The organism is Enterococcus sp. DIV0213h, from assembly GCF_051711285.1.
Classification (GTDB): Bacteria; Bacillota; Bacilli; order Lactobacillales; family Enterococcaceae; genus Enterococcus_D; species Enterococcus_D casseliflavus.
The window spans coordinates 3,017,304-3,029,619 of the sequence record NZ_JBIOMH010000001.1 but is presented as its reverse complement, the minus strand read 5'-3'; the positions used below and the strand labels follow the sequence as shown (position 1 = coordinate 3,029,619).

General features: G+C 45.3%; 11 protein-coding genes. 7 read left to right on the top strand and 4 right to left on the bottom strand.

The features are described from left to right. The first annotated feature begins 32 nt into the window (after window positions 1-32). Window positions 33-869: a YitT family protein gene (locus tag IGI77_RS14225; RefSeq protein ID WP_005234105.1), complete on the top strand. Its 837-nt coding sequence runs from the start codon at window positions 33-35 to the stop codon at window positions 867-869. A gap of 97 nt (window positions 870-966) precedes the next feature. On the opposite strand, the gene IGI77_RS14220 is transcribed toward IGI77_RS14225, so the two are convergent. Continuing rightward, window positions 967-1,635, bottom strand: a complete 669-nt coding sequence (locus IGI77_RS14220) for a GntR family transcriptional regulator (RefSeq protein ID WP_151195146.1) — start codon at window positions 1,633-1,635, stop codon at window positions 967-969. Window positions 1,636-1,823: 188 nt separating this feature from the next. Between IGI77_RS14220 and IGI77_RS14215 the strand changes: the two genes are divergently transcribed. The 5 genes from IGI77_RS14215 (at window position 1,824) to IGI77_RS14195 (ending at window position 7,074) form a co-directional block, all read left to right on the top strand. Further along, window positions 1,824-3,419 (top strand): mannitol dehydrogenase family protein, encoded by a 1,596-nt coding sequence (locus tag IGI77_RS14215; RefSeq protein WP_438770244.1) that lies wholly within the window; start codon window positions 1,824-1,826, stop codon window positions 3,417-3,419. A gap of 3 nt (window positions 3,420-3,422) precedes the next feature. Beyond that, window positions 3,423-4,499 carry a mannonate dehydratase gene (gene uxuA / locus IGI77_RS14210; protein ID WP_438770243.1) on the top strand — a complete coding sequence of 359 codons (1,077 nt, stop codon included), beginning with the start codon at window positions 3,423-3,425 and terminating at the stop codon, window positions 4,497-4,499. A 16-nt stretch (window positions 4,500-4,515) separates the two neighbouring features. Continuing rightward, complete coding sequence (gene uxaC, locus IGI77_RS14205) at window positions 4,516-5,904, top strand: glucuronate isomerase (protein WP_438770242.1); 1,389 nt, start codon at window positions 4,516-4,518, stop codon at window positions 5,902-5,904. Window positions 5,905-6,043: 139 nt separating this feature from the next. Beyond that, window positions 6,044-6,370 (top strand): MGMT family protein, encoded by a 327-nt coding sequence (locus tag IGI77_RS14200; RefSeq protein WP_008380664.1) that lies wholly within the window; start codon window positions 6,044-6,046, stop codon window positions 6,368-6,370. Next, entirely contained in the window at window positions 6,367-7,074 is a 708-nt protein-coding gene (locus IGI77_RS14195) for a GntR family transcriptional regulator (protein ID WP_005234110.1), read from the top strand. Before IGI77_RS14200 ends, IGI77_RS14195 begins: the two co-directional genes overlap by 4 nt. Before the next feature lie 95 nt (window positions 7,075-7,169). Here IGI77_RS14195 and IGI77_RS14190 read toward each other — a convergent pair whose 3' ends face one another. Continuing rightward, on the bottom strand, window positions 7,170-8,369 hold the full coding sequence (locus IGI77_RS14190; RefSeq protein WP_010749903.1) for an enolase C-terminal domain-like protein: 1,200 nt from the start codon (window positions 8,367-8,369) through the stop codon (window positions 7,170-7,172). Window positions 8,370-8,659: 290 nt separating this feature from the next. On the opposite strand from IGI77_RS14190, the gene IGI77_RS14185 reads away from it, so the two are divergent. Further along, window positions 8,660-10,489 (top strand): glucose PTS transporter subunit IIA, encoded by a 1,830-nt coding sequence (locus tag IGI77_RS14185; RefSeq protein WP_438770241.1) that lies wholly within the window; start codon window positions 8,660-8,662, stop codon window positions 10,487-10,489. Window positions 10,490-10,542: 53 nt separating this feature from the next. Here IGI77_RS14185 and IGI77_RS14180 read toward each other — a convergent pair whose 3' ends face one another. Both IGI77_RS14180 and IGI77_RS14175 read right to left on the bottom strand, forming a co-directional pair. Continuing rightward, window positions 10,543-11,313: an ABC transporter permease gene (locus IGI77_RS14180; protein WP_005228499.1), complete on the bottom strand. Its 771-nt coding sequence runs from the start codon at window positions 11,311-11,313 to the stop codon at window positions 10,543-10,545. After that, window positions 11,306-12,241, bottom strand: a complete 936-nt coding sequence (locus IGI77_RS14175; RefSeq protein WP_005228500.1) for an ABC transporter ATP-binding protein — start codon at window positions 12,239-12,241, stop codon at window positions 11,306-11,308. Before IGI77_RS14175 ends, IGI77_RS14180 begins: the two co-directional genes overlap by 8 nt. Window positions 12,242-12,316 lie beyond the last annotated feature (75 nt).

Below are 12,316 nucleotides of genomic sequence, written 5' to 3'. Positions count from 1 at the left end.
ACCGTGAAAATGACAGAGAAAAGAGGAAACAAATGACAATTCTGAAAACCTATGGAAAAATCACCGCAGCACTTTTCTTGTTAGCGGCAAGCATCAATTTATTTTTAGGACCGCATCATGTGGCAGCTGGCGGTGTCAGCGGAATCGGTATTTTATTAGAGTCAGCACTCGGTTGGGATCGAGCGGCTGTGATCATGGTCTTGAATATTCTCATGCTTATTCTTGCCTATGCCTTTTTAGGGAAGGGGCCTTTTTTGAAAGTCCTCTATGGTAGTTTTGCTTTTCCAGTAGCAATTGCTTTAGTTCCGGAATATATGGTGGCTGAAGACCGGTTGCTTTCCGTGATTTTTGGCAGTGCGATTTTTGCTTTAGGAGTAGCGATTTTGTACAAAAATCAGTCTTCCAGCGGCGGCACAACGATTCCACCGCTGATTTTCAAGAAATACTTTAATTTGAATCCAGCGATTGGCTTGCTGGCGACTGATGCGATCGTTGTTTCCATGAACTTGTTCGTTTTCGGGTTTGAAGAGTTCTTGTTTGCGATCTTATCGATCGTGATCACCTCTGGTGTGATGACCTACATTGAAACCGGCTTTAACCGAAAGAAATCTATCATGATCTTAAGTGAGAACCACGTGAATGAGATTCGAGAAGCGGTCTTTGATAAAACAGCTCGGGGTGCAACCCTGTTGGCTGCCCAAGGCGGTTACCAGCAAGCCGACAAGCAAGTGCTGCTGATCGTTGCCAGCGACCAAGAGTTTATGCAGATCAGACAAATCATTGAGACTATTGACCCAAAAGCGTTTGTGATCGTCAATAATGTCTCAGAAGTACTGGGTCAAGGCTTTAGTTATCACCCAATCGAATGAGCGTATTCTCGCTTGTTCAGCGTATGAAACCACCCTCGTCAAGTAGGCTATCTACTCGACGAGGGTGGTTTTTAAGGTCCATGATTTTCAAATAGCTTTACTCCGTAAAGTAATCGGGAAAGGCCTTTTCCACAAAAATCAAATCGTTATCAATGACATCAATGTGTTGTCCGACCAAGGGAGCAATTTTGGCTTGGTCTTTTTCTTTTAAGGTTGCTAAGATTTCTTCATGATCTCGCAAAATAATTTCCCAAGACAATTCCTCCACCTCTAAACGTAAGAAGCGGAAGCGATTTAATGGCAGATTGATCGTTTGTAGCCAATTCCAGACATTTTCTTTGTCGGCGATTTTATAAATCAACTGATGGAAGGCCTCATCGAGTTGGAAAAACTCGATTTCATCCTTCAATTGGGCATAGGTCCGCTGCAAAATAACGAGTTTTTCTAGTTCTTTCAGCTGTTCTTCTGTAACGGCTTGGCAGGCAGCTACGAATACTTCTTTTTCAAGCGTCTCTCTGACAAAACGAGCTTCTTCAATTTGTTTGATGCTGATTTTAGAAATATAGGTACCGCTTTGGGGAACGACATGGATCAATGCTTCACGGCGCAGACGAATAATTGCTTCACGGATCGGCGTCCTACCGATGGTTAGCCGTTGCTCCAATTCCTTTTCAGATATTTTTTGACCGGGAATCAGCTTGGCGGTTAAGATCAACTCTTTGATTGATTCATAAGCTTGTGATTGAAAATTTGTAGGGTTCAACATAAACGCTTCTTTCTGTATCAGGCATTCAATTACCTTCGAAAGAATAACTCTGAAGAAATATGCCTAGGGATAGTTTTGAGTAATAAAACTAGTATATAAGGTGAATAACCTTTTGTAAAGGCTTGCAATTCAGTATGGAATGAACTAGAATACTAATATATCAGTTTTACGAAAAAGGAGGAAGTAGGATGTTTGATTTTGCTGCCTTGAAGCAGGCAGGAGTTACGATGCCGGTCGTTCCCAAAGAAGTGAGGGATCAATCAGATACTCAGTTTCAATGGCTACACTTTGGTGGGGGGAATTTGTATCGGGCTTTTCACGCAGAAGTAGCCCAAATGTTGATTGATCAACAAGCGTTGTCAAAAGGAATCGTAGTGTGTGAAACCTTTGATGAACAGGTGATCGATCAAGTGTACGCGCCTTACGAGAATGACATTTTAGAAGTGATCATGCACGAAGGGGGACGGTTGGAGAAAAAATTGCTCCAGTCAACGGCGGCTAGTTATTATTGCCATCCTTCCCGCACTGCGAGTTATGAGCATATACGCAAAGTATTTCGTGAGCCGTCACTACAGCTGGTCACCGTAACAATCACAGAAAAAGGCTATGGCTTAAAAGACAGTCAGGGGAATTTTTTGCCTGTCGTCCAAGCGGATCTCGCTGCGGGTCCTCATCAGGTCAACCATACAATGAGCATTTTGGCTAGCTTTTTATGGGATCGTTTTCAATCAGGGGCTCTTCCGATCGCTATGGTCTCCACCGATAATTTTTCGCAAAATGGGCTCCGTTTCCAAGCGGCGATTGTCACCATCGCAAAAGAGTGGCAAAAGCTGGGGCATGTTTCAGAAGCGTTTGTTCGATACTTAGAAAACAACGCGCAAGTGACGTTTCCGTGGTCAATGATCGATCGGATCACGCCAAATCCTTCAACAGCAGTTGCAGAAGAATTAGCAGCAGCTGGCATTCAGCAGCTGCCAGTCATCCGGACCGATAAAGGAACGACGATCGCTCCGTTTGCTAACACAGAGGCGACTCATTACTTGGTGATTGAAGATGATTTCCCGAACGGTCGCCCGAATTTAGATAAAGCAGGGGTGATCTTGACGAGTCGAGAGATCGTAGACAAAACCGATAGTATGAAAGTCACAACTTGTTTGAATCCACTGCATACGGCAATGAGTTTGTTCGGCTGTTTACTCGGCTATACATCCATTGCTGCGGAAATGACCGATCCAGATATTGTCGCTTTGATCAAAGGAATCGGCTATCGTGAAGGCTTGCCGGTAGTGGAAGATCCTGAGATCATTCAGCCAAAGAAATTTATCGATGAGGTGGTCGGTCTTCGTTTACCGAATCCGCTGATTCCTGACACCCCACAGCGCATCGCCGCAGACACCTCACAGAAAATCGCCATCCGTTTTGGCGAAACCATCAAAAAGTATGTGGAGAAAGAAGGCTCGGCTTCTGAGCTGACTTTCATTCCCTTAGCGATTGCTGGCTGGTTGCGTTATCTCTTAGCGATCGATGATGAAGGCCATCCATTTGTCCCAAGTCCTGATCCCCTCTTAGCAGAATTGCAAGAGATTTTACATGAGTGTCAGTTGGGGTCAGCCGCCGATGTTCAAGAGATCATTCGACCAATCTTAGCAAATCCGCAGATTTTTGGTTTGGATCTCTATCAAGCAGGAATCGCTGAAAACGTGGGTCACTTGTTCGCTAAGATGCTAACAGGAACCGGCGCAGTTCGTAAAACATTACATGAAACAGTAGAAGGGATCGAATAAAAAATGGAAATGACATTTCGTTGGTATGGAAAAGAATACGATAAAATCAAGTTAGCAGATATCCGTCAAATTCCTGGGATGAAAGGCATCGTCGGCACACTTTTTGATTTGCCTGCTGGGGCAGTTTGGCCCAAAGAACGGATCAAGGCGCTCGTGGAAGAAGTCGAAGCAGCTGGACTTTCTCTGAAGGTGATCGAAAGTGTCAATATTCATGATGACATCAAGATTGGCTTGCCTTCGAGAGACCTGTATATCGAAAACTACAAAGAAACGATTCGTAATTTGGCAGCATACGGGATCGAAGTGATCTGCTATAATTTTATGCCGATTTTTGATTGGATCAAAACGGATCTCGATTATCGCTTAGCCGATGGTTCTTCTACGATGGCATTTGAAAAAGCAGGGATCGACAAAGACCCAGAAGACATCGTCAAAGAAGTTGAGGAGTCAAGCTCTGGCTATACCTTGCCAGGCTGGGAACCAGAACGTTTGGCACATGTCAAAGAATTGTTTGCTGCGTATAAGGATGTCGATGATGACAAATTAAGAGAAAACTTTGCTTATTTCCTAAAAGCCATCATTCCCACCTGCGAAGAGGTCGGCATCAAGATGGCTGTTCATCCAGATGATCCTCCCTATTCGATTTTTGGTCTGCCGCGTATCGTTAAAAACCGTGATGATCTGGATTGGGTCTGTAACGTGGTCGACAGTCCGTCAAATGGCATCACACTTTGTACTGGCAGTATCGCCGAAGACCCAGCCAATAATGTCTATGAGATTTTGGCTGAGTTTTGTCGCCGGGATCGGATTCCTTTTGCCCATGTTCGTAACATTCAATACTTGGGCAATGACAAAGACTTTTATGAAGCACCGCATCTCTCCTCTGAAGGCTCGTTAGACATGTATCAGATCTTAGAAGCGATGTACAAAAATGGCTTTGACGGCTATATTCGACCAGATCATGGGCGAATGATCTGGGGAGAAACGGGACGTCCAGGCTATGGCTTATATGATCGGGCGATCGGCGCTTCCTACTTATTAGGGTTGTGGGAAGCCATCGACAAGAGCGTGGGGCGTTAAGAAAAGGAGCGAAGAAATGTTTTTAACTGACGATTTTATTTTGAAAAACAGCTTTGCCAAAGAGTTATACCATGGGTATGCAAAAAAGCAGCCGATCATTGATTACCATTGTCATTTAGATCCGAAAGAGATTTTCGAAGACCAAAACTTCACCAATCTGACCCAAGCGTGGCTGGCGGGGGACCATTACAAATGGCGCTTGATGCGAGCCAATGGTGTTGCAGAATCTTTGATCACTGGCGATGCTGATGACTACGAAAAATTCTGTGCATGGGCGCAGACCTTGGAGGCTTGCATTGGCAATCCATTATATGTCTGGACCAATTTGGAATTGAAGCGAATCTTTGGTATTGATGAGCGGTTGACACTAGCCAATGCAGCAAGCATTTGGGAAAAAGCCAATCAACAGTTGCAGACGAAGGAATTTTCACCACGAGGGCTGATCAAAAAGATGGCCGTTGAGGTGATCTGTACGACGGATGATCCCATTGATTCGTTGACGTATCATCAAAAGCTGGCAGAAGAATCCTTTGCTGTGTATCCTACCTTTCGTCCTGACAAAGCAATCAATCTGCAGAATTCAGAATTTCCAGCATACCTTAAGCAATTGGCTGCAGCTGCGAACAAAGAAATCACTAGCTATCAAACGCTGGTTGAAGCATTGGCCGTACGTATTTTTTACTTCCAGCAACGGGGCTGTCGTTTAGCAGATCACAGTCTATCACGTCTTGGAGAGGAAGCCTACGATACCGCTGCACTTGAAGCGATTTTTCAGAAGCGTTTGACCACTGGGATACTGACTAATGAAGAAATCAGACAGTTTCAAACCGGCTTGCTGATTGACTTGATGCGCCAATACGCGAAGCAAGGCTGGACCGCGCAATTGCATCTGATGGCGACTCGCAACAACAGTCAAAAACTTTTCCAACAACTAGGACCTGATAGCGGCGGTGATGCGATGGGGGACGATCGTCTAGCGCGCGGCTTAAGTCGGACATTGGCGCAGCTTCAGGCGGAAAGCTTATTGCCGAAGACGATTTTGTATTCACTGAACCCCAAAGATTATCCAGTGTTGACTGCGCTGATGGGGGCGTTCCAAGAAGAGAGCAAAGGCAAGCTGCAATTAGGCTCTGCTTGGTGGTTCAATGATACGTATTCTGGTATGCGACATCAGTTGACGACCCTAGCAGAAGGCGGGATTCTTGGAAACTTCGTCGGCATGCTGACGGATTCTCGCAGCTTTTTGTCTTATCCACGCCACGAGTATTTCCGGCGGATTTTGTGTCAGGTGATCAGTGAATGGGTAGAAGACGGACAACTGCCAGCAGATGAAATATATTTAGGGCAGATCGTCGCAGATATCTCTTATCACAATGCGAAAACCTACTTTGATTTTCCAAACTAATGACTACTCGATTCGTTCTTGGCTTGCTAGAGAAGGAATCGAGTGTTTGTATGGCTATTGCTAAAGTTGCGTCTGTTCATTTACTATTGGCAGGGAATCCAGTACTATGATAGAAAGAATCAAAGAAGGAGCGAACAGTATGAATCCATTCTATGAAGAAGTCTATGCGCTGGCGCGGCAGATCCCTTTTGGTAAAGTCGTCTCCTATAGTCAGATTGCGTGGAAATTGGGACAAATCAACGGCGCGCGAGCAGTCGGTCGAGCGATGCGCTTGAGCCCTCAGGATGTCCCTGCCCATCGAGTCGTGCGGGCAGATGGCGTCTTAGTTGGTCCCACCGCCAATGTGCGAAAAGCAGCACTCGTCGATGAAGGGGTGGTCTTCAAAGCCAGTGGTCGTATCGATATGAAGGCTTGCAGTTGGTCCATGAGCGAGATCGCTCCCGCTCAAATGAAGGAGCCATTATGAAAAAACGTGAATTTATCGTGCAAGATCTGTTGAGTAAAATCTATCAGGAAGAATTTTCTGCCGGCAAATTACCCAACCAAAGAACCCTTGCGCAAACCTATGGCGTTTCGCGGTTTACGATCCAGCAAGCAATCAAAAACCTTGAAGAGATCGGGATCGTCAAAGTAGTACAAGGTTCAGGGATTTTTATCCATGAAAAATGGGTCAAAAACCCAATGATCTTTAATTCCTTGACCCGCACCCCTTATGACCGCATCCATTCCAAAATGATTTCCTTGAATAAGGCGGCAGCAACGTTGGATGAACAGCAGATTTTCCAAATAGGCCCAGACGAGGAAGTCTGGACCTTTGAACGAGTGCGGATCGTCAATTACAAAATCGAACAGCTGGAAACCTCTAAATTGCCCGTCAGCCTATTTCCTGAATTGACACAAGAAATCGTGGAGCACTCGATCCAACGCTATGTCGAAAGCTGCGGATACCGCATTTCCCACTACATCACAAGCTATACCCCCATCACCACATCGACCGCGCAATCGGGTATTTTATTGTGCAAGCGGGGAACACCGGCAATGCAGATCAGCAATCGGGCGATTTTAGAAGACGGCCGCGTGTATGAGTTCAGCAATATCGTTGCCATTGATTATGCCGTGACCTACATCCGTCCCTTTGACCGTGAGATCCATCGCTCACGCATCGATTGATTTTTAGGAAAGCAAATGTGCCAGTTGCGTCGTCTTTACCCAGAGAGAACAAAGACATCCCCTGTCGATTGGACAGGGGATGTCTTTTGTTGTGTTTAAGGAGTGATCAAAGTGCCGTCTGGTGTACGGCTCTGGGTCCATTCATGAGGACGGTAAACCACGGGAAATTCCGAAGCTGCTGCTTCATCGAACGTGATTCCGATCCCACTTTTCTCGATGGGATAAAAATAGCCGTTTTCAGGTTGTGGACTACCACCAAAGACCGACTGGGTATTTGCTGGGATCGCAATCGTTTCTTGGATCGCGGCATTGTGGAGATGGATATTTAGATGGGTGTTGACGGCTAAGCCGACAGGGCTGATATCAGACGGCGTATGCCAAGCGATCCGAATGCCCATCGCATCGCAGAAGTGAGCCAATTTCAATGCTGGCGTGATCCCACCGATTTGTGAGACATGGGCACGCATAAAGTCAATCTGTTGATTTTTGACTAGCTCTTGCCATTCCATCGGATTATTGAACAATTCGCCGGTCGCGATCGGGGTCGCCGACTGGCTGCGGAGTTGCTGCAACCACTTGTTTTGATCCGGCGGCAAAATATCTTCTAGGAAAAAGAGATTGAAAGGCTCAGCGGCTTTTGCAAATTGAATCGCTTGGTTTGGATGCAGCCGTTCATGCACGTCATGCAGCATTTGAAATTGATTGCCGTATCGTTCTTGGATCGCAGCAAACATTTTCAGTGTTGTGTCCATGTAGTCTGTTTGATCAAAATAGGAACCAGCGATGGGCTGATCGGGTGTTTGCAGTTGGCTAGGATTTCCACCATAAAAGCCTAATTGGCAACGGATATAGCGATACCCCTCAGCCAAGAAGCGATCGATTTCTTGATAAAGGTCTTCGAGATTATCTGCCACGGCATGGGTATAGGCGGGAATCGCCGTACGCGCTTTTCCACCTAGCAGTTGATACAATGGCATATCGGCTAATTGTCCCTTGATGTCCCATAAAGCCATGTCGACTCCTGAGATGGCATTGTTGGTGATCGGACCATTCCGCCAGTAAGAATTGACATTCATCACTTGCCAAAGATCTTCGATTTGATTGGCATCGCGGCCAAGTAAGAGGGGGCGTAAATACTCGTCAACGACGGTTTTTACGGCTAGTGGGCGAAACTGGAAGGTTGCACAACCTAACCCAGATACGCCTTTGTTCGTTTCTACTTTAACGACAACAAGGTTATGACGATCAGGTTTGATCGCAAAGGCTTTGACGTCGGTGATGATCGTTGGTGTCATTTCATTCACTCCAATTTTTGTCTCTAGTTGCTATAGCCATTGAAACATGCTTGGCAACCGCTGTCAATTTGGTCTAATAAAAACTGGATATACACCATAAAACCAGTCCAATTTCTGCCTATTTTATAATAAAACGTTGATATATAGCGTTTTTATTCTGGTTTTATCAAAAAAGGACTGGTTTTACAAGTCTGTGTGAGCATGCTACTATGTGTGTGAAAACGGAAACACCTGAAAGGGCGCCCGTCAAAAGGATCAGGACCGTTAGCAAACAACAGGGGGAAAAAAAGATGACCAAAGAAGACATCGTAAAACAGATCATTAAAGATGTTGGCGGATCAGACAATATCAACAATGCGTGGCACTGTATGACTCGCTTGCGTTTTGATTTAAAGGATGAGAAAAAAGTCGACTATGCGGCGTTAGAAAAAACACCCAAAGTCGTAGGAACAAAATATCAAAGCAATCAGCTGCAAGTAGTGATAGGAACGGATGTTGCTGATTATTATGCACCTTTAGCAAAAGAATTAGGACTTGATGAAGCGAACCAAGGGGAAACATCAGAGAAAAAAGGAGCCGTTTCCTTATTTATGGATACCGTTTCTGGCGTATTTGGTCCGATCGTTCCAGCTATCGCTGGCGCAGGAATGATCAAAGGATTGATGGCTGGATTGGTGGCATTGAATGTCATCTCTAATCAAACAGATACCTATTTAGTGATCGACATGATTGCGAGCGGCGTATTCACATTCTTGCCATTTTTTGTTGCTGCTTCTGCCGCTCGGATTTTTAAAACCAATCAATATTTAGCGATCGCAATCGCGGCAACGCTGCAATTTCCAACGATGACCAATGCGGTAGCCGAAGGGAGCATTTCCGCCTTTCGTTTGTTCGGCGTATTGCCAGTACCCGTCTTTAACTATGCAGGGACAGTGATTCCCATTATCTTTGCCGTGCTGGCGCTCAGTTATATTTACCGTTGGGTCGATAAACTCTTACCACAAGTGCTGCGTACCGTTTTTACACCGACGATTTCGTTGTTTGTCGCTGGTATCTTGACATTAACGGTCATTGGCCCAATCAGTATCCATCTAGGAAACTTATTGGCTGCTGGCGTGGCTGGATTATTCACTATCTCGCCTGTCTTAGCAGGAATCGTGGTAGGGGCGATTCGACCAATCGCAATCTTCACGGGACTGCATCATGCCATGACCCCGATCGCTTTGCAAAACTTTGCCAATCAAGGATATGATATGCTGATGCCAATGATGTTTATGGCAAATATGGCAATCACCGGCGCAACAGCAGCTATTTATTTCAAAGTCAAAACCAAAGAAGAAAAATCGATCATTCTATCGTCGGCGGTTTCAGGCTTGTTAGGGATCACAGAACCTGCGTTATTCGGGATTTTGTCGAAGTATAAAAAAGCCTTTATCGCAGCAACAGTTGGTAGTTCTGTAGCTTCTGCCTTCATCAGTTTCTTCGGTGTTCGTATTTATGGGTACATTCTTTCAAGTATCTTTAGTTTGCCAGCCTATATCGGGGAATACTTTATCTACGCCGTTCTAGGGATCATCTTGGCGATCGGCTTATCTTTTGCCATGAGCTGGTTCTTGGTACCAAATCAAGCAGCAGAAGGCGATCGTTACACCAACGAAGTGGATCTGCATGCCGTGACCCATGGTGAATACGTCCCATTAGAAGATGTACCAGATGAAGTTTTTTCAACGAAAATGATGGGAGAAGGCTATGCCATCGAGTCACAAGATGGCCAAATCTTTGCACCAGTCAGTGGCGAAGTCACCACTGTGTTCCCTTCAAAACATGCCGTCGGGATCAAAACCCAAAACGGCGTTGAAGTTCTTGTGCATATGGGGATCGATACAGTTTCCCTTGGCGGTCAAGGCTTTGAAGTCTTTGTCAAAGCTGGGGAGCAAGTCACTCCGCAAACCAAACTGGCACAAATGGATCTGCCGTTTATCAAGAAGCAAGGCAAAGAAACCATGGTGATCGTTTTGATCACCAACATGGATCGCGTGCAACAATTTTCTGGAAGTACTGATTTAGAAGGCAGACACCAAGCCGGTGCATTACTGGAAAAAGTCGTTTTGAATGCCTAATAAAAGAAAAAAGATGAGCTTCGTTAACGAAGTTCATCTTTTTTTCTTTGTAATTAACTACGCAGCCCGCGGCCTTTTTGGATCAAGTACCAGCATACGCTGTATAAGACGACAATGAACAAGACTAAAATACCGATGGATAGGAAAATCGGGACATCGATGGTGCCCAAAAAGCCGTAACGGAAACCAGAAATCATATACACGATCGGGTTGACTTTGGAGATCGTTTGCCAAATTGGCGGCAGCATGCTGATGGAGTAAAAGACGCCTCCAAGATAGGTCAATGGTTGTAAAACAAAGGTTGGCACGATGGAAACATCGTCAAAGGATTGGGCGAAGATCCCATTTAGCAACCCTGCTAATGAAAATAAGATGGCGGTCATGACAAGGGTTAAGACAACGATGACCCAAGAATAAACATGTAATGGGACGAAGAAAAGGGAAATGATGGTCACCAATGTGCCCACCAAGATACTACGGCCAAGTCCGCCAAAGACAAAGCCCCAAATGATGACGTGGGTAGGGACCGGCGCCACTAAGAGTTCCTCAATGTTTTTTTGAAACTTCTGTGAAAAGAAGGAAGAAGACACATTGGAGTATGAACTAGTGATCGTCGACATCATGATCAGCCCAGGAACGATAAATTCCATATAAGAAAAGCCGCCCATTTCGCCGATGCGGCTGCCGATCATTTTCCCAAAGATAATAAAGTATAAGGAAGTAGTGATGACGGGTGGGACGAGGGTCTGCACCCAAATCCGTAAATAGCGGTTGGTCTCTTTGACCGCTAAACTTTTTAAGGCTGTAAAATAAAGACTAAACATGGTTTTCCTCCGCTTCGTGTGATTCTTCGGTGATTTTCAAAAATAGTTCTTCCAAGCGATTGGATTTGTTGCGCATGGAGAGGACATTGATCCCTTGCTGACTGAATTGGGCAAAAAGATCGTTGACGCCTTGATCTCGAGCGACTTCAACAGCGATGGTCTGTTCATCTTCCATTTGGATCGGATACCCAGTGATCGTTGGTGCTTGCTTGATCGGTGCGATATCAAAAAGAAAGGTTTCAAATTGCAGTTTTGCCAATAAGGACTTCATGCTGGTGTTTTCGATCAGTTCACCAGATTGGATGATCCCGATGTTGCGGCAAAGCATTTCCGCCTCTTCTAAATAATGGGTCGTCAAAATGATCGTTGTGCCCTTTTGGTTCAATTCCCGCAAAAAGCTCCACATTTCCCGCCGTAATTCGATATCGACACCTGCCGTCGGTTCATCCAAAATCAATAGCCGTGGTTCATGCATCAGGGCACGAGCAATCATCAAACGGCGTTTCATCCCGCCCGACAGCATCCGCGCACGAACATTGCGTTTTTCCCACAAATTCGACTGCTTCAAGTATTTTTCGCTGCGCTTGATGGCTTCGTTGCGAGGGACACCATAATACCCAGCTTGATTGACAACGATCTGCTGGACCGTTTCAAAGGGATTGAAATTGAATTCTTGGGGAACCAGACCAATCTGTTGTTTGACTTGGACCAATTCTTTGTCTAAATCGTAGCCGAAGACTTTGACGCTTCCCGAAGATTTATTGACAAGAGAGGTGATAATGCCGATGGTGGTGGACTTTCCAGCGCCGTTTGGGCCTAACAAGGCATAAAAGTCGCCTTCTTCCACCGTCAAATTTATGCCCCGCAACGCTTCAACGCCGGTAGCATAGACTTTGCGTAAATCGGTTAGTTCTAGTGCATAGGTCATGTTTGTTTGAACTCCTTCTATGTATGATGGTTTATTCTATCATTTTTTTTCAAGAAGAACCGCATGATTTGATTT